Annotated in this window: 20 protein-coding genes; 16 read left to right on the top strand and 4 right to left on the bottom strand. The window is 65.7% G+C overall.

Annotated features, from left to right (window positions below):
• Positions 1–178: 178 nt before the first annotated feature.
• The 6 genes from F8197_RS26490 (at position 179) to recQ (ending at position 5,983) form a co-directional block, all read left to right on the top strand.
• The gene (locus F8197_RS26490) at positions 179–1,195 is read left to right on the top strand and encodes a M14 family zinc carboxypeptidase (protein WP_152884899.1); all 1,017 of its coding nucleotides are present in this window, start codon (positions 179–181) and stop codon (positions 1,193–1,195) included.
• A 4-nt stretch (positions 1,196–1,199) separates the two neighbouring features.
• A complete protein-coding gene (locus F8197_RS26495) occupies positions 1,200–1,976 on the top strand; it encodes an alpha/beta fold hydrolase (RefSeq protein ID WP_152884900.1) in 777 nt (258 codons plus the stop codon).
• 12 nt (positions 1,977–1,988) lie between these two features.
• Positions 1,989–2,282 (top strand): YkgJ family cysteine cluster protein, encoded by a 294-nt coding sequence (locus F8197_RS26500; RefSeq protein WP_152884902.1) that lies wholly within the window; start codon positions 1,989–1,991, stop codon positions 2,280–2,282.
• A 61-nt stretch (positions 2,283–2,343) separates the two neighbouring features.
• On the top strand, positions 2,344–3,066 hold the full coding sequence (locus F8197_RS26505; protein WP_152884904.1) for an ABC transporter substrate-binding protein: 723 nt from the start codon (positions 2,344–2,346) through the stop codon (positions 3,064–3,066).
• A gap of 214 nt (positions 3,067–3,280) precedes the next feature.
• Complete coding sequence (locus F8197_RS26510) at positions 3,281–4,120, top strand: undecaprenyl-diphosphate phosphatase (protein ID WP_019923713.1); 840 nt, start codon at positions 3,281–3,283, stop codon at positions 4,118–4,120.
• A gap of 45 nt (positions 4,121–4,165) precedes the next feature.
• The gene (recQ, locus tag F8197_RS26515) at positions 4,166–5,983 is read left to right on the top strand and encodes a DNA helicase RecQ (protein WP_056138114.1); all 1,818 of its coding nucleotides are present in this window, start codon (positions 4,166–4,168) and stop codon (positions 5,981–5,983) included.
• A 3-nt stretch (positions 5,984–5,986) separates the two neighbouring features.
• On the opposite strand, the gene F8197_RS26520 is transcribed toward recQ, so the two are convergent.
• Complete coding sequence (locus F8197_RS26520; RefSeq protein WP_373996991.1) at positions 5,987–6,928, bottom strand: helix-turn-helix domain-containing protein; 942 nt, start codon at positions 6,926–6,928, stop codon at positions 5,987–5,989.
• A gap of 101 nt (positions 6,929–7,029) precedes the next feature.
• On the opposite strand from F8197_RS26520, the gene F8197_RS26525 reads away from it, so the two are divergent.
• The 3 genes from F8197_RS26525 to F8197_RS26535 are packed head-to-tail and all read left to right on the top strand — an operon-like array spanning position 7,030 to position 10,303.
• Positions 7,030–7,926 (top strand): DMT family transporter, encoded by an 897-nt coding sequence (locus tag F8197_RS26525; RefSeq protein ID WP_056138432.1) that lies wholly within the window; start codon positions 7,030–7,032, stop codon positions 7,924–7,926.
• Between the two features lie 14 nt (positions 7,927–7,940).
• Positions 7,941–9,749: an amidohydrolase gene (locus F8197_RS26530; RefSeq protein ID WP_152884906.1), complete on the top strand. Its 1,809-nt coding sequence runs from the start codon at positions 7,941–7,943 to the stop codon at positions 9,747–9,749.
• A 41-nt stretch (positions 9,750–9,790) separates the two neighbouring features.
• Entirely contained in the window at positions 9,791–10,303 is a 513-nt protein-coding gene (locus tag F8197_RS26535) for a hypothetical protein (protein WP_152884908.1), read from the top strand.
• A 13-nt stretch (positions 10,304–10,316) separates the two neighbouring features.
• Here the strand turns inward: F8197_RS26535 and trmB are convergent, their stop codons facing one another.
• Complete coding sequence (gene trmB / locus F8197_RS26540) at positions 10,317–10,994, bottom strand: tRNA (guanosine(46)-N7)-methyltransferase TrmB (protein ID WP_152884910.1); 678 nt, start codon at positions 10,992–10,994, stop codon at positions 10,317–10,319.
• A gap of 267 nt (positions 10,995–11,261) precedes the next feature.
• On the opposite strand from trmB, the gene F8197_RS26545 reads away from it, so the two are divergent.
• Both F8197_RS26545 and F8197_RS26550 read left to right on the top strand, forming a co-directional pair.
• Positions 11,262–12,617, top strand: coding sequence for a GH1 family beta-glucosidase (locus tag F8197_RS26545; protein ID WP_056138122.1), 1,356 nt, complete (start codon positions 11,262–11,264; stop codon positions 12,615–12,617).
• A gap of 117 nt (positions 12,618–12,734) precedes the next feature.
• A complete protein-coding gene (locus F8197_RS26550) occupies positions 12,735–14,111 on the top strand; it encodes an MFS transporter (RefSeq protein WP_227012433.1) in 1,377 nt (458 codons plus the stop codon).
• On the opposite strand, the gene F8197_RS26555 is transcribed toward F8197_RS26550, so the two are convergent.
• Both F8197_RS26555 and F8197_RS26560 read right to left on the bottom strand, forming a co-directional pair.
• A complete protein-coding gene (locus F8197_RS26555) occupies positions 14,099–14,344 on the bottom strand; it encodes a hypothetical protein (RefSeq protein WP_152884912.1) in 246 nt (81 codons plus the stop codon). The genes F8197_RS26550 and F8197_RS26555 overlap by 13 nt on opposite strands.
• Positions 14,345–14,420: 76 nt before the next feature.
• Positions 14,421–15,212, bottom strand: a complete 792-nt coding sequence (locus tag F8197_RS26560; protein WP_193333577.1) for an ABC transporter substrate-binding protein — start codon at positions 15,210–15,212, stop codon at positions 14,421–14,423.
• Positions 15,213–15,458: 246 nt separating this feature from the next.
• Between F8197_RS26560 and F8197_RS26565 the strand changes: the two genes are divergently transcribed.
• Genes F8197_RS26565 through crtB form a run of 5 tightly spaced genes read left to right on the top strand, consistent with a single transcriptional unit; the run spans position 15,459 to position 21,679 of the window.
• Positions 15,459–16,400 carry a polyprenyl synthetase family protein gene (locus F8197_RS26565; protein ID WP_056138127.1) on the top strand — a complete coding sequence of 314 codons (942 nt, stop codon included), beginning with the start codon at positions 15,459–15,461 and terminating at the stop codon, positions 16,398–16,400.
• A complete protein-coding gene (locus F8197_RS26570; RefSeq protein WP_373996992.1) occupies positions 16,397–17,992 on the top strand; it encodes a glycosyltransferase in 1,596 nt (531 codons plus the stop codon). Before F8197_RS26565 ends, F8197_RS26570 begins: the two co-directional genes overlap by 4 nt.
• Positions 17,989–19,191: a lycopene beta-cyclase CrtY gene (gene crtY, locus F8197_RS26575; protein ID WP_152884915.1), complete on the top strand. Its 1,203-nt coding sequence runs from the start codon at positions 17,989–17,991 to the stop codon at positions 19,189–19,191. The genes F8197_RS26570 and crtY overlap by 4 nt, the downstream gene beginning before the upstream one ends.
• Positions 19,188–20,687 carry a phytoene desaturase gene (locus F8197_RS26580; protein ID WP_056138132.1) on the top strand — a complete coding sequence of 500 codons (1,500 nt, stop codon included), beginning with the start codon at positions 19,188–19,190 and terminating at the stop codon, positions 20,685–20,687. The genes crtY and F8197_RS26580 overlap by 4 nt, the downstream gene beginning before the upstream one ends.
• Positions 20,684–21,679 carry a 15-cis-phytoene synthase CrtB gene (gene crtB / locus F8197_RS26585; RefSeq protein ID WP_193333578.1) on the top strand — a complete coding sequence of 332 codons (996 nt, stop codon included), beginning with the start codon at positions 20,684–20,686 and terminating at the stop codon, positions 21,677–21,679. Before F8197_RS26580 ends, crtB begins: the two co-directional genes overlap by 4 nt.
• Positions 21,680–21,714 lie beyond the last annotated feature (35 nt).

Below are 21,714 nucleotides of genomic sequence, written 5' to 3' on the forward strand. Positions count from 1 at the left end.
TAATTGTGAATTGAAGTCTCCAACAGGAAGGCTATGGAAGGTAAACGATTTCGTCAAGTTACTTTTTCACTTCATGCATGGCGCATCCTTTGTTACCAGCGCAGAAAAACGTGCGCAGCGCTGGCGCGAAATCAATTTCAGCTACACTTGATGGTCCCCGCTTCCAGTGTCCCTGCACATGCCCGAGAAGAATCTGCCAGAACTGATCACCCTGAAACGTCTGATCGACGCCGGCGGCAAGCATATGCAGGTGGACACCCATTGCACCGTCGCCATGGACGGGCGCGACTTTCCCGTGTATTCGATTGCGCTAGGCAATCCCAGCCTGGATGTGCCGGCGCTCGGATTCTTCGGCGGCATCCACGGCCTCGAGCGCATTGGCACCCAGGTCATCCTGTCGTTCATGGAAAGCATCCTGGCGCGGCTGCGCTGGGACAGCACGCTGCACCAGCAGCTCGAATCGATGCGGCTGGTCTTCATGCCGCTGGTAAATCCCGGCGGCATGTGGCAGGCTACGCGCTGCAATCCGCAGGGTGTCGATCTGATGCGCAACGCGCCGCTGTCGGCCGTGGACCGGGTGCCGTTCATGCTGGGCGGCCAGCGCTACAGCCACCACCTGCCCTGGTATCGCGGCCCGGCCGGCGCGCCGATGGAACCGGAAAGCCTGGCCGTGTGCGACGTGGTCGAGCGCGAGCTGCTCACCCGCCAGTTCAGCATGGCGCTCGATTGCCACTCGGGCTTCGGCCTGCGCGACCGCATCTGGTTCCCCCATGCGCACACGGCCGCGCCAATCGCCCACCTGGCCGACATCGGCGCACTCGAAGAACTGTTCAGCGAGAGCTATCCCAACCACAACTACGTGTTCGAGCCGCAAAGCCGCCAGTACCGCACCCACGGCGACCTGTGGGATTACCTGTACCTGAACGGCACCAGCTACACCGAGCGCACTTTTTTACCGCTCACGCTGGAGATGGGGTCGTGGCTGTGGGTCAAGAAGAACCCGCGCCAGTTATTCGACCGCGTGGCCATGTTCAACCCCACCGCCGCGCACCGGCTGCAACGGGTGCTGCGCCGCCACCTGATCTGGTTCGATTTCCTGATGCGGGCCGTCAACAGCCACGGCCGCTGGGTGCCGGAAGGGATGGCGCGCAAGCAGCAGCGGCGGCGTTCGCTCGCGCACTGGTACGGAGCGTGAGCCGATGAGCACCTGGATCCTGCTGCGCGGCCTGATGCGCGAACAGCGCCACTGGGGCCGCTTCCCCGGCCAACTGGCGCGGGCGCTGCCGGGCGCCACCATCATCACCCCGGATTTGCCCGGCAACGGCGTCCATCACGCTGCCATCAGCCCGACTTCGGTGGCGGCGATGGTGGAAGCGTGTCGCGCCGAGCTGCGCGCACGCGGGGTACGGGCACCCTATTCGCTGCTGGCGTTGTCGCTGGGGGGCATGGTGGCGGTGGAATGGGCCAGCCGCTATCCGAACGAGATCGACCGCGCCGTGCTAATCAACACCAGCATGCGGCCGTTCAGCCGCTTCCACCAGCGCCTGCGCTGGCGCAACTATCCAGCCATCGTGCGCATGCTGCTTGAGGGCGGCGTAGATGCGCAGGAACGGCTGATCCTGCGCCTGACCAGCCGCCATGGCGACAATGCCGAGCGGGAAGGCTTGCTGCGGCGCTGGCTCGGCTACCAGCATGAATTCCCGGTCAGCCGCCGCAACGCGCTGCGCCAGCTGGTGGCGGCAGCGCGCTTCCGCGCCCCGGCCGCACGCCCCGCCCTGCCGCTGCTGGTGCTGTCATCGAGCGGCGACCAGCTGGTCGATCCGCGCTGCTCGCAGCAGCTGGCGCAAGCGTGGCGGGCCGAGCACCGCATCCACCCCAACGCCGGCCACGACCTGCCGCTCGACGATGGCGAATGGGTGGCGCAGCGGGTGGCCGCATGGGTAGCCGCCGGGGACATCGCCGCAGAAGCGCGGTAAAATACCGCCCCTATGACCATCCTGCTCAACCCGGCCACCACGCGTCCGGCCTTCGCCTGCCGCCCGCACTGCGGCGCCTGCTGCACCGCGCCCTCGATTACCAGCCCGATTCCTGGCATGCCCAATGGTAAGCCGGCCGGTGTACGCTGCGTGCAGTTGGGCGATGACCAGCGCTGCCTGATCTTCGGCCGCCCCGAGCGGCCAGCCTTTTGCGGCGGCCTGCAACCATCGCACGAGATGTGCGGCGACAGCCGGGAAATTGCAATGCACTGGCTGGGAGAACTGGAACGCCTCACGACGCCATAGATAATTGACGCCCTAACAAGAATCGGCTACGGTAACAGCACCTTCCTCTCCGGACCGCCACATGACCGCACTGATCCGTATTTTCTCCGTGGCCTTGCTGGTGGCGGCGTCGTTGGCGGCGGTGGCTGCCAGTCCGGCGGCCACGATCCGCTATGTCCACAAGGTCGAAGATGCGCCGGGCGAGACTGTCGTATCGCGCCGCTCGGGGTTCCAGGAGGCCCTGGGGGCGGCGCTGGCGCGCCAGCTCAAGCGGCCGGTGCGCTTCATGCCGCTGCCGCGCAAGCGCATGATGGGCGCGCTCGAAGCGGCCGAGGGCGATATCGTGTGCGGCTATTCGCCGGCCTGGTTCCAGGGCAAGGTCGATTGGACCCGCCCCTTCATTCCCACCTCCGAAGTGTTGATCGCCTCGCGCAGCGTGCCGCCGCCGGTCTCGCTCGAAGACATCCGTGGCAAGACCGTCGGCACCGTGCTGGGCTTTAACTATCCGCAAGTGCAGGGCCGCCTCGGCGACGGTTTCGTGCGCGACGACGCGCCCTCGCTCGAACTGACCTTGCGTAAATGGCAAGGCGGCCGCTTCGATTACTTCCTTGCCACCGGCGTCACGGTCGAGCGCCAGTTTGCCAGCGGCGAGCTCGATGCCGGGTTCAGCCAACTGGTCATCAGCGAGGAAAAGACCGGCTGCGCCATTGCCCGCAAGGGGACCTTGCGCGTGGACCAGGTCAACGCGGCCATCGACGCCATCGAAAAAAGCGGTGAACTGACGCGGTTGCTGCGGCTGCGCTGACGCGTTTTTTGACGTGCGGATGCTGCAACGCGGCGGTTGCGCCCTCCCGGCGTGACGCGCTTGGGACCGCTCGGCATTTCCGCAGCGCACCATTCAACATTACCGCTTAGTCAGATTGCAAATAGTGCACGCCGAACATGGTAAGCTTCGCCCCCGGTGCGTCACCATTTGCAGCCATTCCCTCTCACTTCCAACCCTTTATATACTTAACTTCATGGATATTGTTCTCGTCATTAAAGCCATCATCATGGGCGTGGTTGAAGGTCTTACGGAATTTCTGCCGATCTCTTCCACCGGTCACCTGATCCTGACCGAACACCTGCTGGGGTTTGCAGGCATGGAAGACAAAATGAAAGTGTTTGAAATCGTGATCCAGGCCGGCGCCATGATGGCGGTGATCTGGGAGTTTCGTGCTCGTATCGGCCTGGTATTGTCGGGCATCTTCAGCGATCCGGTGCAGCAGCGCTTTGCCCTCAACGTGCTGATCGCGTTCCTGCCGGCCGCCATCCTGGGCCTGATCTTCGCCTCGTCGATCAAGGCGCACCTGTTTGCACCGATCCCGGTCGCAGCCGCCTTCATCATCGGCGGCTTCATCATCCTGTGGGTGGAAAAGCGCGCCAAGGACAATCCGGCCGTGGAACGCATCACGTCGCTCGACCAGATCACCCCGGTCGATGCCTTGAAAATCGGCATCGCCCAGGCCTTTGCGCTGATCCCAGGCACCAGCCGTTCGGGCGCGACCATCATGGGCAGCATGATCTTCGGCTTCTCGCGCAAGGTCGCCACCGAGTTCTCGTTCTTCCTGGCGATTCCGACCCTGGTCGGTGCGACGGTGTATTCGCTGTACAAGGACCGTGCGCTGCTGTCGATGGATGATGTCTCGTTCTTTACCATCGGCACCGTCTCGGCCTTCATTTCGGCGTTCCTGTGCATCCGCTGGCTGCTGCGCTACATCATGACCCATACGTTCGTGATTTTTGCCTGGTACCGGATTGTGTTCGGCCTGATTGTCCTCATAACCGGTTATTATGGCGTGATCGTCTGGGCCGATTAATCACGGTCACTCAAGACATCACTTTGTTGTAGGAACGAGCAGTAAATGAATCAGGAAAACCAGGAGCGCGCTCTCCATTTGCTGGAAACCGTGTTCGGCTACCCGGCCTTTCGCGGTCACCAGGCCGAGATCGTCGATCATGTCAGCAACGGCGGCGACGCCCTGGTCCTGATGCCCACCGGCGGCGGCAAGTCGCTGTGTTACCAGATTCCCGCCCTGCTGCGCGACGGCGTGGGCGTGGTGGTTTCTCCCCTGATCGCGCTGATGCAGGACCAGGTCGATGCGCTGGAAGAAGTGGGCGTGCGCGCCGCCTTCCTCAATTCCACCCAGACCTACGAAGAAGCCAACCGCATCGAGCGGCTGGTGCGTACTGGCCAGATCGACCTGGTGTACGTGGCGCCCGAGCGCCTGATGACGGAGCGCTGCCTGAATTTATTCCAGGACTCGAAGATCGCGCTGTTTGCCATCGACGAGGCGCACTGCGTGTCGCAATGGGGCCATGATTTCCGTCCCGAATACATCCGCCTGTCGGTGCTGCACGAGCAGTTCCCCGACGTGCCCCGGATTGCCCTCACCGCCACGGCCGACCCGCAAACCCGCGCCGAGATCGTGCATCGGCTGCAACTAGGCGACGCGGCGCAATTCGTCTCGTCGTTCGACCGTCCCAATATCCGCTACCAGATCGTCGAAAAAGCCAATGGCCGCAAGCAGCTGCTGGACTTCATCACCACCGAGCACACCGGCGACTGCGGCATCGTGTATTGCCTGTCGCGCAAAAAGGTGGAAGAGACCGCCGAATTCCTCAACGAAAACGGCATCCGCGCACTGGCCTACCACGCCGGCATGGACCACGCCAAGCGCGCCGCCAACCAGGCCCGCTTCCTGCGCGAAGAAAACATCGTCATGTGCGCCACCATCGCCTTCGGCATGGGCATCGACAAGCCGGACGTGCGTTTCGTCTGCCACCTCGACCTGCCGAAAAGCATCGAGGGCTATTACCAGGAGACCGGCCGGGCCGGCCGCGACGGCGGTCCCGCCAGCGCCTGGATGGCCTATGGCTTGCAGGACGTGGTGCTGCAACGGCGGATGATCGACGAGTCCGAAGCGGACGAAACCTTCAAGCGCGTGCTCGGCACCAAGCTCGACGCCATGCTGGGCCTGTGCGAAACCCTGAGTTGCCGCCGCGTGCGCCTGCTTGATTATTTCGGTGAGCAATCGGGACCGTGCGGCAACTGCGATACGTGCCTGATTCCACCGGTGTCGTTCGACGGCACGGTGCCGGTGCAAAAACTGCTGTCGGCCGTGTACCGCGTCGATCAGCGCTTTGCCGCCGGCCACGTGATCGAAGTGCTGCGCGGTATTGAAACCGACCGCATCAAGACCTGGCACCACGACAGCCTGTCGGTATTCGGCATCGGCGCCGACCGCAGCGAGCACGAGTGGCGCGCCATCCTGCGCCAGATGATCGCGCTGGGCCTGCTCACGGTAGACCACGAACAATACAGTTCGCTGAAGCTGACCGACGCCGCCCGTCCGGTATTAAAAGGCGGCCAGAAAGTGCAGCTGCGCCAGTATCAAAAGCCGGTCAAGCAGAAGACCCCGCGCGCCTCGAAAGGCTACGTGGAAAGCGATTTGTCGGCCGCCGAGGAAAAAATCTTCGACCGCCTGCGCAGCTGGCGCATGGGCACGGCGCGCGAGCACAACGTCGCTGCCTACATCATCTTCAACGACGCCACCCTGCGCGAAATCGCCAAGGCCCGCCCGACGGCACTGGACGACCTGCGTGGCATTTCCGGCGTGGGCGAGAAAAAGCTGGCATCGTACGGCGACCAGATCGTCGAGCTGATCCGCGAGTTCGAGTAACGCTTACCCCGCCACTACGCTGCGATAGCGCCCCGGCGCCGCGCCGGTAGCGTCGCGGAAGCGGTGGCTGAAGTGGCTCAGGTCGGCGTAGCCGCAGGCATCGGCAATCTGCTGCAGCGGCTGGTTAGTTTGCTGCAACAGCCGGCGCGCGCGCTCGATGCGGCGCGCGGCGATCCATGCCGACGGCGTCACGCCGAAAGAGACCTTGAACATGCGCAGCAGGTGGTACTCCGACAGGCAGGCCAGGTGCGCCAGGGTTTGCAAGGTCAGCGGTTGCGCCAGGTGCGCTTCGATATAGTCGGCCAGCAGGCGCCGCACGGCTGGCGCCAGGCCGCCGCGCACGCGGCCCTGGTGGCGCGGCAGCGACTGCGCGTGCAGCAGGTGCGACAGCGTTTCGTGCGTCATTTCATTGGCGCGCAGTTGGGCGTCGGCGCCGGCCCAGTCCATGCCGGCCAGTTGCGCGCATAGCTGGCCGATGCGCGCGTGCTCGAAATAGGTGCGGTCGGCCAGGGTCAGCTCGCGCGGTTCGCGGTCGAGTTCCACCACGGCGCGGCGGGTGAAGTGCGCGGGCAGGAAATACACGTGCAGGAAACGCAGCGGTCCCCGCACGGTCCAGCTCGATTCGTGCCAGTCGGGCAAGGTGCACAGGCGCTGCGGCGCGCCGTACAGGCCGGGCAGTTCGCCGCGCTCGGTGCGGCAGCCGCCACCCATGTAATACGACAGGGTGTGATGGCCCGGCTGGCAATACGATGTTTCGGCGCACGGCGTGTCGCGCCGCCAGATCGCCAGCGCCAGTTCGTCGCCGAGCCAGGTAAAGCGCTCGAGCACGGCGTCGGTCTCGGACATGGTCTTGAACACCGAGTGCGACAGCGGGCCCTCCGGCAAACCGGGCGCAGGCAGCAAAGTGGCGGGGAGATCAAGTGGGCGGCGGTTGGGGAAATCCATGGATAAAGTCTAGCACGGGCCATCGTACCGAAAGCCGGCCCTGCAACGATATGCGCAATTTCAGACAAGCGCCAGCGCCGCCCTGCCGTCATGCTGGCGCCATGAATATCCTCCTCTACCTGCTTACCGTCCTGATCTGGGGTACCACCTGGATCGCCATCACCTTTCAACTGGGCGTGGTACCCGCTCCGGTCTCGATCGCGTACCGCTTCTGGATTGCCGCCGCGCTGCTGCTGGCGGCGTTACTGGTCACGCGCCAGCGCTGGTGGCCGCCGCGCCAGGCCTGGCCCTACCTGTTTGCCCAGGGCATCGCGCTGTTCTGCCTGAATTTCCTGTGCTTTTATTATGCGGCGCTGTATATCACCAGCGGCCAGGAAGCCGTGGTGTTTTCCACCGCGCCGCTGTGGATCGCGCTGGCCGGCCGGCTGTTCCTCGGCCGGCCGATCCGGGGCCAGGTGATGGTCGGCGCGCTGTTCGGCCTGGCCGGCATCGTGCTGCTGTTCGCGCCGCAGATGCAGGGCCACTGGAACGACAGCGGCGTGCTGCTGGGCCTGGCGCTGTCGCTGGCCGGCACCTGGTGCTTCGCCTGCGGCAACCTGCTGTCCTCGCGCATGCAGGCGCTGGGTCTCACGCCCTGGCTCACCAACACCTGGGCCATGCTGATCGGCGCCACCACGCTGGGCGTGGCCGCGCTGGCGCTGGGCATGCCGTTTGCGCTCGATCCGTCGCCGCGCTACCTGTGGGCGCTGTTATACCTGGCCATCCCCGGCTCGGTGATCGGTTTTACCGCCTACCTGCTGCTGGTCGGACGCATCGGCCCCGACCGCGCCGCCTATTCCACGGTATTATTCCCCATCGTCGCGTTGACGATTTCAACCATTTACGAAGGCTACCAATGGACGCCGGTCGCGCTGTGCGGGCTGGCGCTGGTGCTCGCGGGGAATGTGCTGGCGTTTCTGCCACCGACCCTGCGGGCCCGCCTCAAGGCAGCCTTCTGACTACTGGAGACTGCATGACCCGACCCGGCCTGTTCGCCCTGCTGGCTTTCACCTTTGCCGCCGCCCACGCCGCGTCGGCCACCGCGCCGGCCGACACCGTCTACCGCAACGGCTACATCTACACGGTCGATGCCAAAGACAGCGTGCAGCAGGCGCTGGCCGTGCGCGGCGGGCGCATCGTCTACGTGGGCAATGACGCGGGCGCCGCCAAGCTGCAAGGCCAGAACACCACGGTGATCGACCTGGGCGGCAAGATGCTGATGCCGGGCCTGATCGACGGCCATATGCACCCTCAGTCGGGCGGCAGCCGCCTGCTCAATTGCAGTCTCGACTACGAACCGCTGACGGTGCCGCAATTCCAGCAGCGCATCCAGGCCTGCATCGACAGTGATGTCCGGCTGGGCAAGGCCGATCCCAAGCGCTGGCTGGTGGTGGTCAACTGGTTCCAGCAGGGCATGCTGCCCGATGGCGTGACGACCTCCGCCGCCACACTGGACGCCCTCAAGACCGACCGGCCAATATTGGTACGCTCGTCGTTCGGCCACTCGCTGCAACTCAACAGCAAGGGCATCGCGGTGGCCGGCATCACGGCTGCCACGCCGGACCCGGCCGGCGGCAAGATTGCGCGCGATGCCAGCGGCCAGGCCACCGGCCTGCTTGAAGACGCCGCGCAAGACATGGCCATGAACCTGCTGCCGCCACTCACCGTGGCCGAGAACCTGGCGGCATCGACCAAGGCACTGGAAGCAATGCGCCGGCAAGGCATCACGTCTTTCCTCGACGCCTACACCGATCCCGAAACCATGACGGCGTTCACCGACCTGCAACGCCAGGGCAAGCTCACCGCCCGCGCCCACTTCGCCGTGCTGATCGACCTCGACAAGGGAAGCACGCCGCAGCGCGCCGTGGCCGACCTGCTCAAACAGAAAAAACAGTTCGACCAGGGCCCGACCACGGTGGCGCCGTCGCTGCAGGTGCGCCACGCCAAGCTGTTCATGGACGGCGTGATCTCGGCGCCGGCCTTTACCGGCGCCATGCTCGAACCGTACCTGGTAAACAAGGGCACCGAACAGCAGCCCGACTGGCAGCCGGGCAGCAGCAACGGCCCGCCCACGTATTTCTCGCAAGCGGCGCTGCGCTCCACGCTCGATGTGCTGGCGCGCGCCGGCATCGATCCGCACATCCACGTCGATGGCGACCGCGCCGTGCGCGAGACGCTCGATGCGATCGCGTGGCTGCGCGGCACGCCGGCCGGCAAGAAAGCGCGCCCGGCGCTGGCCCACGACGAAATCGTGGCCCCAAGCGACTACGCCCGCTTCGCCAAACTCGATGTGACGCCGGTGCTGTCGTTCCAGTGGGCCAAGCCGGCGCCCGACACCCTCGGCGCGCTGCAACCCTACATGGGACCGCAGCGCTACCCGCTGGTGCAACCGCAGTCGGTGCTGCTGGACGCCGGCGCGCGCATCGCCTACGGCAGCGACTGGCCGGTCGATCCTCTCGACCAGTGGTTCGCCTTGAAAGTGGGCGTGACCCGCACCGCCGCGCCCGACGCGGGCGCTGAGTACGCGGGCCGGCTGGGCGACGTGCCGGGCATGCCGCGCGCGGCGGCCCTGCGCGCGATCACGCTCAACGCGGCATACACCTTGCGCCAGGAAAAGCTGACCGGCTCGCTGGAGCCGGGCAAGCTGGCCGACCTGATCGTCCTCGACCGCAATTTCTTCACCATACCCGCCGAGGACATCGCCAACATCAAGGTGCTGCAAACGGTGGTGGGCGGCAAGGTGGTGTACCAGGCGGATGCCATGCGGTCGGTCACACCGTGATCGGTTAAGATGGCGGCCTGATTGTCCGCCCCTGTTACCTCATGCAACTGCTTATCTCCATCCTGATCATTGCCGTCACCGCGCTGGTGGTGTACCGGATCGTCAAATCGAACCCGGCGCAAAAAGTGGCGCTGCCGCCGCTGCCGGCCGCACCGTACACGCCGGTGCTGCCCGACACGCCGGTGGCCCACTACTGGTCCGACGGCGGCCGCTTCCTGGTGGAGGTGGTCAACGAATCGCGCTACCAGCCCGTATTGAAAGCGCTGGCCGGCGAGCATGGCGATGCTGCCGCGTGCGCGCCGCACACGGCGATGCTGTTCTGCGACGACCGCAATGCGTATGAAGACGCGGCGGTGGCCGTGTTTTTGCAAGGGCAGATGGTGGGATACCTGGAAGCCAAGGCGGCGGTGATCTTCCGCGCCCGCCTCAAGCGCGACGGCTTTGCCGGCCAGTTGACCAGCTGCGACGCGCAGGTGCGCGGCGGCGGCCTGTGGCAGACCGCGCGCCTGTCGTACAACGTGGTGCTCGACCTGGAGCCGCTCGAAAAGCGCTAGGCCGAAGCTGCCATTATTTTTTCGAAAACACCAGGTCCCACACACCGTGGCCCAGCTTGATGCCACGGTTTTCGAACTTGGTCAGCGGGCGGTAGGCCGGCTGCGGTGCGTAGCCGTCGGCGGTGTTTTGCAGGCTCTCTTCCGCGCTAAGCACTTCCAGCATCTGCACCGCGTAGTCTTCCCAGTCGGTGGCGCAGTGGATGTAGCCGCCCGGCGCCAGCTTTTGCACCAGCAGTTTGACAAACGGCGCCTGGATCAGGCGGCGCTTGTTGTGGCGCGCCTTGTGCCACGGGTCGGGGAAAAAGATGTGCACGCCATTCAGCGAGCCATCGGCAATCATGTGGTTGAGCACCTCGACCGCATCGTGCTGGATCGCCTTGAGGTTGGTGAGGTTCTGCTCGCCGATCAGCTTGAGCAGGCTGCCCACGCCCGGGGTGTGCACTTCCACGCCAATAAAATCCTTGTCAGGCATGGCGGCGGCGATGTGGGCCGTGGTGCCGCCCATGCCGAAGCCGATTTCCAGCACCGTCGGCGCCTGGCGGCCGAATGCCTGCGCGTAATCGAGCGGCGCCTTCTCGTACTTGATCAGGAACTGCTGCTGCTCTTCCAGCGCACGCGCCTGGGCGGTGGACAGGCGGCCGGCGCGGGTGACGAAGCTGCGGATGCGGTGTTCGGTCGGATCGTAGAGCATGCCCCGCGCTGGGGGTTCTTTTGGAGTATCGGAAGACATGGTGGCGGTGCAGTGAAAGAATGAGGCGGCATTATATCAGTGCCGGTCCGTGACAAACCCGCCTGCCATGCCATGTGCGGGCCGCTGTTGCGTGCCGGCGCCGCTGAACAATGCCATGAAGTTATCAATTGATTGACACTGGATTCGAGTTCGGGTTTAATCTCTGCATCCATTTGAAATCGTTTTCAAGCCTCCTTCACCCGCATCTTGCCGACCCATAGCCGACCCATGACCGACATCCGCCACGAATTCACTCAATTTCCGCCATCGTTTACCTGGGGCATTGCGACCAGCGCCTTCCAGATCGAGGGCGCCGCCACCGCCGATGGCAAGGGCGCGTCGATCTGGGACACCTTCAGCCACACCCCGGGCAAGATCATCGACGGCACCAATGGCGATGTCGCGTGCGACCACTACAACCGCTACCCCGAAGACGTGGCGATCATGGCCAGCCTGGGCGTGGACGCCTACCGCTTCTCGATCGCCTGGTCCCGCGTGCAGCCGCAGGGCAAGGGCGCCTGGAACGAAGCCGGTTTCGCGTTCTATGACAAGCTCCTGACCGAACTGGAAAGCAAAGGCATCAGCGCCCACGTCACGCTGTTCCACTGGGACCTGCCGCAGGCGCTGCAGGACGAAGGCGGCTGGCTCAACCGCGATACCGCTTACCACTTCGCCGGCTACGCGGCCGAGGTCACGCGCCGCTTCGGCAACCGGGTGAAAACGATTGCAACTCATAACGAGCCATGGTGCACGGCCAACCTCGGCTACGGCAACGCCCAGTTCGCACCGGGCGTGGCCGACATCAAGCAGTCGGTGCAAGTGTCGCACCACCTGCTGCTGTCGCACGGCCTGGCCATGCGCGCCATGCGCGACGTCGCCAGCTCGGCCCAGCTCGGCATCGTGCTGAACCAGTGGCCAGCGCACCCCGCCACCGACAGCGCGGCCGATATCGCCATGGCCGAGTTTGAATACTCGCGCTCGGTGGAATGGTTCATGGATCCGATCTTCAAGGGCCACTACCCGGCACTGGCGCTCAAGGTCCACGGCGACAACGCGCCGGACGTGCAGGACGGCGACATGGACATCATCTGTGGCAAGCTCGACTTCATGGGCCTGAATTACTACTTCCGCTCGTTCTGCAGCGCCGAAGTGCCGCCGCGCCAGCCCGAAAACAAGCTGGGCACCACCGACATGGGCTGGGAGATTTACCCGGACGGCCTGACCGAACTGCTGCTCAAGCTGCACGCCGACTACGATCTGCCGCCGATCTACATCACCGAAAACGGCATGGCCAACGCCGACACCATCGTCGATGGCGAAGTGCCGGACGAGGCCCGCATCGACTTCGTACTGCGCCACCTGAAGGCCATCAATGACGCCCGCCTGCAAGGCGTCGATGTGCAGGGTTACTTCCTGTGGAGCCTGCTCGACAATTTCGAATGGAACTCGGGCTACGCCAAGCGCTTCGGCATCGTCCACGTCGATTACGCTACCCAGAAGCGCACGCTCAAGCACAGCGCCCTGTGGTACCGCGACTATCTGGTGCAGCAGCGCGCCGGCGGCCAGCTGGAACAAGCCGCATAATCAACCGGGCAACGCAACCGTAGTACCCCTCCGGCGTACGCGCCGGAGGACCCGCAGAGCCGGCCGCAGAGCCCGCCTGCAAAGCTATACTCCGCAGAGAACAACGAGGACGACACCATGCACCAAGAATCCACGCAGCCGCCGGCACCATCGGCAGCCAAGCCGCAGCGCCTGCCGCCCGGCGCCGAGCACCCGTCGCTGCTGGCCGCCATGTTCCGCCCCGGCACGCCAATGTTATGGGTGCCGAGCAGCTATTTCGCCATGGCGCTGACCTACATGATGCTCACCAGCGTGACGTCGATCATGTTCAAGAACCTGGGCATGGACAACGGCAAGGCTGCGGAGTACGCCAGCTACCTGATCCTGGCTTACACCATCAAGCCGCTGTTCGCGCCGTTCGTGGAAATGTACCGGACCAAGAAATTCTTCGTGCTGTGCACGCAGGTCATTGTCGGCATCGGCTTTGCCGGGGTGGCGCTGGCCATGTCGCTGCCCAATTACATGGTGGTGATGGTGTTCCTGTTCGGCCTGCTGTCATTGGTGGGCGCGACGCAGGACATCGCGTCCGACGGCGTGTACGTCACCTCGCTCGACTCGCGCGCGCAATCGCTGTTCTGCGGCATCCAGAGCCTGAGCTGGAATGTCGGCCCCATCGTTGCCTCGGGCGGCATGGTGTACCTGAGCGGCTGGCTGCACACCCATTATTTCGGCCACCCGGCCGGCGAGTTCGGTCCGCAGTGGATCGAATCGTGGCGCGTGATCTTCTTCATCGTTGCGGCCATCATCATCGTCTCGGCGATCTGGCACGCGCGCGTGATGCCGGACGGCGCCAAGGCCGAGAACGCCCCCAAGTCGGTTGGCGAAGCCGGTTTCATCCTGTGGGACTCGTTCGTCACGTTCTTCCAGAAGCGCGACGTGTGGCTGATGGTGGGCTTTGCCTTCCTGTTCCGCCTCAGCATCGGCCTGCTGGAAAAAATCGGTCCGTTCTTCATGGTCGATCCGGTCGCCAAGGGCGGCCTGGGCCTGTCCAATGAATTGCTGGGGCTGGTCTATGGCACCTACGGCCTGATCGCCGTGCTGGTGGGTTCGCTGCTGGGCGGTATTTTCGTCTCGCGCCGGGGCCTTCCGTCCACCCTGTTCATCCTGTGCTGCGCAGTGAACATTCCGAACGTGACGTTCCTGCTGATGGCCATGTACCAGCCGGAGAGCCTGTGGGTGATCAGCGCCGGCGTGGCGATCGAGAAATTCTTCTACGGTTTCGGCTCGGTGGGCTTTATGATTTACCTGATGCAGCAACTGGCGCCGGGCAAGTACAGCACCACCCACTACGCGTTCGGCACCGGCCTGATGGGCTTGTGCATGATGGTGACCGGCGTGGTGAGCGGCCACCTGCAACAGGCGCTCGGCTATGTGCATTATTTTTGGCTGGTGATGGCGGCAACCATCCCGTCATTCCTGGTGACGTGGTTCGCGCCGTTCCATCACAAGGACTGAGCGACCGCCCGGAGGTCCTCGGCGCGGACCTGGCGCTCGGGGCTCAGCACGCGCGCGATCACCTGCGGGTTGAGCCCGATGTTTTGCAGCATTTCCACCGCACCGGGGGTGCCGATGTCGCGCTGCACCTGCAAGGCCTGGCGCACGATAAAATCGAAGGAGTGCCAGCCTGCCGTTTCTGATGTCTGCGACGTTTCCGGCCGTCGCTGCCGCCTGTCGAGCTCGGGAATCATGGCGCTCTCCTGTTTGACCAGGCGCCAGCTTAGCGCAAGCGCCGCCGTCGTGCACGCGTGCGTCAGGCGTGCGCGCTTACTTGCATGCCGCATTGGACATCGAAGCGGCCTCGCCAGCCGGTACCTGTACCCCGTTCTTTGCGCCCAGCTTCTGCAACTCGCCCGCGCGCACCATCTGGCCAAACAGCAGGTTGTACTGCTGGCGCGCGGCCGCAAACTTCGGCATGCGCGGAAACGCTAGGTAGCCGTCGATGCGGCCGATGTCGGGGCACAGCACGGTAAGCGTACCGTCCAGGCGCAACTCCTTGACCAGCGCGTCGGTATTGCGCTGGTTGCTGGCAAACAGGTCCACGCGCCCCAGCGCCAGCATGCGCAAGCCGTTATCCACTTGCGATACCTCGCCCAGGTCTAACAGCGGCCGCGCCACGTCGAAACTGTCGCCATAGTGCCAGCCGCGCACTGCCACCACACGCTTGCCCGCCAGGCTGCGGAAGTCGCCGTGCCAAGAGGCGCCGCCCTTGCTGCGCGCATAAAACACCAGGCGGTCGCGGTAAAACGGCTGGTCGAGGAAGTCGAAGCGCTTGAGCCGCTCGGCCGACCGGTAGGGACCGACCAGGATATCGGCCTGGCCGCGCTCCACCATCGCCTGCGCACGCGGCCAGGGATAGAACTGGAAGCGCACCGTGTCGCCGGCACGCGCGGCCAGCGCACGCAGCACGTCCACCGCCAGACCGGTGGGCCGGCCCGCCGCATCCTGCTCGTATACGAGGTGAAAGCTGGCCCCGACCGCCACCCGCTCGATGGCCACGGCGGGCGACCACACGCCAGCGCTGAGCAGTACGGCAAGAAACCAGTTCGTTACCCGCATCCCTTTGTCTTTCCGATAAGAAACCATTGCATGGTAGCACAGCATTTGGGGCCATGCCGAGGGCTGCCGCCGCGCTGATGACCCGCTGATGACCCGCTATTTTTAACTGGCGCACGATTGGATCGGCAGGGTAGGATATGCAAAGCTTGAGTATGATGATTCTATGAGGTCTAAAGCAACTTTTACATAATTTTCGGCAACGTCAAACATCCCGCCGCATCACATTACAGCACAAGGAAATGCGCCATGGCTACCAAGATTTTACGGTCCATCAACGTCGGTAGCGAGCCTGGCCATGATCCATCAGCATCGGACATGGAAGATATCCGCCGGCAGATCGAAGAGCGTCTCAGCCAGGCGCTACCCGACCAGGGCCGGTCCGATCCGCTCACGGCCGCCATGCGCGCCGCCACGCTCGGCACCGGCAAGCGTATGCGTCCGCTGCTGCTGATGCTTGTCGCGCGCGACCTCGGCTGCACCTCGCCAGCACTGCTTGACGCCGCCTGCGCGGTGGAACTGGTGCACGCCGCCTCGCTGATCCTCGACGACCTGCCGTGCATGGACGATGCCAAGCTGCGCCGTGGCCTGCCCACCGTGCACCGCCAGTTCGGCGAACATGTCGCCATTCTGGCGTCGGTCGCCCTGCTCAGCCGGGCATTCCAGCTGTTGTCGCAGGCGCCCGACATTCCGGCCCACGTCCGCACCCGGCTGGTCGGCGCGCTGGCCGACACGGTCGGCGCCCAGGGCCTGGTGCGCGGCCAGTTCCTCGACCTGCACGGCAACCCGCAGCGCTCGCTCGACGACATCGCCCGCACCAACGAACTGAAAACCGGCGTGCTGCTGGGCCTGTCGGTGGAAATGGCCGCCATCATTGCCGAGGCCGACGAGCGCGTGCTGCACGCGTTGCGTGCGTTTGCGCTGTCGGCAGGCCAGGCGTTCCAGATCAAGGACGACCTGCTGGACGACACCGACGCCGCCATCACCGGCAAGGATGCCGGCCAGGATGCCGGCAAGGCCACTTTCAACGCCACGCTGGGGCGCGAACGCACGGCCGGCCGCCTGGCCGACCACCTGCGCGAGGCGGACACCTACCTGAGCGACGCCATCGGCGGCAAGCAGGGCACGCGCGGCCTGGTAGGCACGCTGTTCCGCAACGCCGGCCCACTGGCCGCTGCGCGCGCGTCGTGACCGACGGGCAGGTCGCAGCGACCGGCCTGCGGCAGGCTAACGGAGGAGCGCCTGAACTTCCACCCGCGTCCGGCACGGGCGCGCCGGCGTTTCCGCGCCACGCTGGCGTGGTAGCGCCGGCCGTGCCATCAGTGGCAGGTGCAGAGGCGTCCGCATCGGCGCGCCCGCCAGGCGTGGCGGCGTCAATCTGCCCGCGCCATTTCGGCGTGGTGGCGCCGGCGTTTCCCAGTCACTTCAGCGCGCTGGCCGCGCTGGCTGACGAACTGGTGCGTCGCGGCCACCGCGTGACGTTCCTGCACCGGCCGGATGCGGCCGCCTACCTTGGCGCCAGCATTGCCGGCGTATTGAACGGTGGTGCCGGCCACGCCGCAGGCAATGGCGCTGTCAACCTGGGGGGCAATCGCGCAAACACCCAAAGCGCCGCAGTCCCCCTTGTTCCCGGCATCGCTTTTTACGCGCTGGGCGCCCGGCGCTTTCCGCCCGGCTCGCTGGCAGCAGCGCTGCGCCGTGCCGCCAATCCCGGCAGCCCGCTGGGCCTGCGCAAGGTCATCCTCGACATGGCCGACGCCACCGACATGCTGTGCGAAGAGTTACCAAACGCCATCGAAGCGCTGCGCATCGATGCCTTGCTCGGCGACCAGATGGAAGCGGCAGCGGGCCTGGTGGCCGAGGCGCTGCAACTGCCGTTCGTCTCGGTCGCATGCGCCCTGCCCGTCAATCGCGAAGCAGCCGTGCCGCTACCGGTGATGCCGTTCGGTTACGACGCCAGCGCGCGCGGCCTGCAAATGGTGGCGGGCAGTACCAGTGTGTACGACTGGATCATGACACCGCACCGGCGCGCCATCGAACGCCAGGCGCGCAACCTGGGGATCTCCCCGCGCGACGCCATGCACGAGTGCCTGTCGCCGCTGGCGCAGATCAGCCAGACGATCGCCGGCTTCGATTTCCCGCGTCGGCACCTGCCCGACCATTTTCACCACGTCGGCCCACTACGTGGCGGTGCCGGAGTCCAGGCGGACATCACGCCACTGCCCGCTTTCGATCCGGACCGGCCGCTGGTGTTCGCCTCGCTCGGCACCTTGCAGGGCCAGCGCTTCGGCGCCTTCGAGCGCATCGCCAGGGCCTGCCGCGCGCTGAATGTACAGCTGCTGGCGGCCCACTGCGGCGGCCTCAATGCCCACCAATCAAAAGCAATCGAACAGGCCGGCACACCGGGCGCCACCACCGTGTGCGCCTACGCGCCACAGCAGGCAGCCCTGGCCCGGGCCGACGCCGTGGTCACCCACGCCGGCCTCAATACCGTGATGGATGCGATCGCCACCGGCACGCCAATGCTGGCACTGCCGATCGCCTTCGACCAACCGGGCGTGGCCGCGCGCGCGTGCCATGCAGGCATCGGCCGGCGGGCATCGGCGCGCATCACCGGCGCAGGCGCACTGGCGGCGCACCTGCGCGCCCTGCTCGACGATCCGTCGTACCAGCGCCGCCTGGCGCCGTTATCGAGCGAACTGGCCCGTGCTGGCGGCGCTGCGCGCGCGGCAGATATCGTTGAACAGGCCCTGGCCGACGTTTCTGCCGGAGCAGCAACATGAGACCTGCCGGCACCAGCGCCACGCTGAACGCGAAGCCGTATGACCTGATCCTGGCCGGCGGCGGCCTGGCCAATGGCCTGATCGCCTGGCGCCTGCGCACCGCGCGCCCTGACTTGCGCATCCTGCTGCTGGAACAGGATGCGCAGATCGGCGGCAACCACACCTGGTCGTTCCACGACAGCGACCTCGATGACGCCCAGTGCGCCTGGATCGCGCCACTGGTCTCGGCCCGCTGGCCGCGCTACGAGGTGATCTTCCCGGAGCTGAATCGCACGCTGGCCGGCGGCTACGCCAGCATCGCGTCCGACGATTTCGCCCGCGTGCTCGCACCGATACTGGGCGACACGCTGCGCACCAACACCACCATTGCCTCGCTCACTCCCACCTCGGTCACGCTGGTCGATGGCACCGTGCTGCACGCCGGCGCCGTGATCGACGGTCGCGGCCCGGTCCATAGCGACCGGCTGGCGCTGGGCTTCCAGACTTTCCTCGGCCAGGAAGTACGCGTGGCCGTACCGCACGGCTTGACGGCGCCGATCCTGATGGACGCCAGCGTGGCCCAGCAAGGCGGCTACCGCTTCGTGTACGTGCTGCCGTTCGGGCCGGACCGGTTACTGATCGAAGACACCCATTACGTCGATGCGCCCGAGCGCGATCCCGAACGGCTGCGCGCCAACATCGCCGCCTATGCCGCCGCGCGCGGCTGGACCATCGTCGACGTGCTGCGCGAGGAACGCGGCGCGCTGCCGATTACCCTGGCGTCCGACCACGACGGCTACTGGGACGACCTGCACGGCCAGCCGAGCAGCGGCCTGCGCGCAGGCCTGTTCCATCCCACCACCGGCTACTCGCTGCCGCACGCGGTGCGGCTGGCTGAACGCATCGCCCAGCAACCAGACCTGCGCGCGCCGGCGCTGTTTGCCGCCATCCGCGCGCACGCTACCGGCGAATGGCGCCGCCAGCGCTTTTTCCGCCTGCTCAACCGCATGCTGTTTTTGGCCGGCGAAGCCGACCACCGCTGGCGCGTGATGCAGCGCTTTTATACGCTCTCCGCGCCCCTGATCGCCCGCTTCTATGCCGGCCGCCCGACGCTGGGCGACCAGCTGCGCGTGGTCTCCGGCAAGCCGCCGGTGCCCGTGGGCCAGGCCGTGGCAGCCGCACTTAAAACCCAACCTCAACAGATCAGGACTTCCGCATGAACCAAGCAAAACAGGCCGTGGTGATCGGCGCCGGCTTCGGCGGCCTCGCGCTCGCCATCCGCCTGCAGGCCTCCGGCATCCAGACCACGCTGCTCGAACAACGCGACAAACCGGGCGGCCGCGCCTACGTGTACCACGACCAGGGTTTCACGTTTGACGCCGGCCCTACCGTGATCACCGATCCGTCCGCCCTCGAAGAACTGTTTACGGCCGCTGGCAAGCGCCTGTCCGACTACGTCGAAATGCTGCCGGTGACGCCGTTCTACCGCCTGTGCTGGGAAGACGGCAGCCACTTCGATTACGCCAACGACCAGGAAGCGCTCGACCGCCAGATCCACGCGCGCAACCCGGACGACGTGGCTGGCTACCAGCGCTTTCTCGCCTACTCGAAAGCCGTGTTCGACGAGGGTTATCTGAAACTGGGCGCGGTGCCGTTCCTGTCGATCCGCGACATGGTGGCCGCCGGCCCGCAACTGGCCAAGCTCGAAGCGTGGAAGAGCGTGTACGGCATGGTGTCGCGCTTCATCAAGGACGAGCAGCTGCGCATGGCGTTCTCGTTCCACTCGCTGCTGGTCGGCGGCAATCCGTTTGCCACCTCGTCGATCTACACGCTGATCCATGCGCTCGAGCGCAAGTGGGGCGTGTGGTTCCCGCGCGGCGGCACCGGCGCCCTGATCAACGGCATGGTCAAGCTGTTCGAGGACATCGGCGGCAAGATCGAACTCAATGCTAAGGTGGCGGCGATCGACACGGCCGGCAACCGCGTGACCGGCGTGCGGCTGGAAGACGGCCGTGCCTTTGCCGCGCAGGCGGTGGCGTCGAACGCCGACGTGGTGCACACGTACGGCAAGCTGCTGGGCCAGCACCCGCGCGGCCCGGCGCAAGCGAAAAACCTGGCCGGCAAGCGCCATTCCAATTCGCTGTTCGTGCTGTACTTCGGCCTGAACCACCACCACAGCCAGCTGCAGCACCATACCGTGTGCTTCGGCCCGCGCTACCAGCCGCTGATCACGGAAATCTTCAACGGCAAAACGCTGGCCGAGGATTTTTCCCTGTACCTGCACGCGCCGTGCGTGACCGATCCGTCGCTGGCGCCCCCCGGTTGCGGCAGCCATTACGTGCTGGCGCCCGTGCCGCACCTGGGCAATGCCGACATCGACTGGGACGTGGAAGGCCCGCGCTACCGCGACCGCATCCTGGCCTACCTGGAAGAGCGCTACATGCCGGGCCTGCGTAGCCAGCTGGTTACCAGCCGCTTCTTCACGCCGTTCGATTTCCGCGACCAGTTGAACGCCCACGTCGGTTCGGCGTTCTCGCTGGAGCCGATCCTCACCCAAAGCGCGTGGTTCCGTCCGCACAACCGCGATGCCGACCTGGCCAACCTGTACCTGGTGGGCGCCGGCACCCATCCGGGCGCCGGTGTGCCCGGCGTGGTCGGTTCGGCCAAGGCCACCGCCGGCCTGATGATCGCGGAACTGGCGGGGACGGCGCGATGAATGAAGCGTTGATGGACCACGCCACCGAGACCATCAAGGTGGGCTCGAAAAGCTTTGCGGCCGCCGCCACGCTGTTCCCGGCCGACGTGCGGCGCAGCGTGCTGATGCTGTACGCGTGGTGCCGCCATTGCGACGACGTGGTCGATGGCCAGGAACTGGGCTTCGCGCCCGCTGCCGCAGCACCCGCGCACGACGCGTATGCCGAACTGGCCACGCTGGAAGAACAAACGCGGCGTGCCTATGCGGGCGAGCCGATGACCGAGCCGGCGTTTGCCGCCTTTCAGGAAGTGGCGCTGGGCCACGCGATTGCGCCGCAATACGCGTACGACCACCTGGCCGGTTTTGCCATGGACGTGCACGACGCGCAGTACGAAACCATCGACGACACGCTGCGCTACTGCTACCACGTGGCCGGCGTGGTGGGCCTGATGATGTCCACCATCATGGGCGCCAAGGATGCGGATGTGCTGGACCGCGCCTGCGACCTTGGCCTGGCCTTCCAGCTCACCAATATCGCGCGCGACATCGTCGCCGACGCGGACATCGGCCGCTGCTACCTGCCAGCCGCCTGGTTGCGCGAGGCCGGCATCCCGCCGTCCGAACTGGCGCTGCCCGAACACCGGGCGGCGCTGGCCACCGTGGCGGCACGGCTGGTCGATTATGCGGAACCGTATTACGACTCGGCCAATGAAGGCATCGTCGCGTTACCCCTGCGCTCGGCGTGGGCGATTGCCACCGCGCGCAATGTCTATCGGCAGATCGGGATCGAGGTCAAGGCGCGTGGCGCGCACGCGTGGGACGAGCGGGTCGGTACGTCGAAAGCGGCCAAGCTGTGGTTGCTGGCCAAGGGGGGCGTGAGTGCGCTTACTTCGAGGTTGCGGAAGATGCAGCCGCGTCCTGCGGGCCTGTGGCAGCGCCCTCCGCCGGAACGGCGTCGCGCTGAAGACGGCCTTCGAGCGCCCCGCCATGCAGCGCCTGCAACTGGCGCTTGAGCTCGGCCACGGGCGGCGCATACAGGAAGCCGAAC

It is taken from the genome of Duganella sp. FT27W (assembly GCF_009295655.1).
GTDB lineage: Bacteria > Pseudomonadota > Gammaproteobacteria > Burkholderiales > Burkholderiaceae_D > Rugamonas > Rugamonas zoogloeoides.

Excerpts from the sequence above, each read along its gene's own strand:
- F8197_RS26490 (WP_152884899.1), top strand. The coding sequence starts at position 179 with ATGCCCGAGAAGAATCTGCCAGAACTGATCACCCTGAAACGTCTGATC.
- F8197_RS26495 (WP_152884900.1), top strand. The coding sequence starts at position 1,200 with ATGAGCACCTGGATCCTGCTGCGCGGCCTGATGCGCGAACAGCGCCAC.
- F8197_RS26500 (WP_152884902.1), top strand. The coding sequence starts at position 1,989 with ATGACCATCCTGCTCAACCCGGCCACCACGCGTCCGGCCTTCGCCTGC.
- F8197_RS26505 (WP_152884904.1), top strand. The coding sequence starts at position 2,344 with ATGACCGCACTGATCCGTATTTTCTCCGTGGCCTTGCTGGTGGCGGCG.
- F8197_RS26510 (WP_019923713.1), top strand. The coding sequence starts at position 3,281 with ATGGATATTGTTCTCGTCATTAAAGCCATCATCATGGGCGTGGTTGAA.
- recQ (WP_056138114.1), top strand. The coding sequence starts at position 4,166 with ATGAATCAGGAAAACCAGGAGCGCGCTCTCCATTTGCTGGAAACCGTG.
- F8197_RS26520 (WP_373996991.1), bottom strand. The coding sequence starts at position 6,928 with ATGGATTTCCCCAACCGCCGCCCACTTGATCTCCCCGCCACTTTGCTG.
- F8197_RS26525 (WP_056138432.1), top strand. The coding sequence starts at position 7,030 with ATGAATATCCTCCTCTACCTGCTTACCGTCCTGATCTGGGGTACCACC.
- F8197_RS26530 (WP_152884906.1), top strand. The coding sequence starts at position 7,941 with ATGACCCGACCCGGCCTGTTCGCCCTGCTGGCTTTCACCTTTGCCGCC.
- F8197_RS26535 (WP_152884908.1), top strand. The coding sequence starts at position 9,791 with ATGCAACTGCTTATCTCCATCCTGATCATTGCCGTCACCGCGCTGGTG.
- trmB (WP_152884910.1), bottom strand. The coding sequence starts at position 10,994 with ATGCTCTACGATCCGACCGAACACCGCATCCGCAGCTTCGTCACCCGC.
- F8197_RS26545 (WP_056138122.1), top strand. The coding sequence starts at position 11,262 with ATGACCGACATCCGCCACGAATTCACTCAATTTCCGCCATCGTTTACC.
- F8197_RS26550 (WP_227012433.1), top strand. The coding sequence starts at position 12,735 with ATGCACCAAGAATCCACGCAGCCGCCGGCACCATCGGCAGCCAAGCCG.
- F8197_RS26555 (WP_152884912.1), bottom strand. The coding sequence starts at position 14,344 with ATGATTCCCGAGCTCGACAGGCGGCAGCGACGGCCGGAAACGTCGCAG.
- F8197_RS26560 (WP_193333577.1), bottom strand. The coding sequence starts at position 15,212 with ATGCGGGTAACGAACTGGTTTCTTGCCGTACTGCTCAGCGCTGGCGTG.
- F8197_RS26565 (WP_056138127.1), top strand. The coding sequence starts at position 15,459 with ATGGCTACCAAGATTTTACGGTCCATCAACGTCGGTAGCGAGCCTGGC.
- crtY (WP_152884915.1), top strand. The coding sequence starts at position 17,989 with ATGAGACCTGCCGGCACCAGCGCCACGCTGAACGCGAAGCCGTATGAC.
- F8197_RS26580 (WP_056138132.1), top strand. The coding sequence starts at position 19,188 with ATGAACCAAGCAAAACAGGCCGTGGTGATCGGCGCCGGCTTCGGCGGC.
- crtB (WP_193333578.1), top strand. The coding sequence starts at position 20,684 with ATGAATGAAGCGTTGATGGACCACGCCACCGAGACCATCAAGGTGGGC.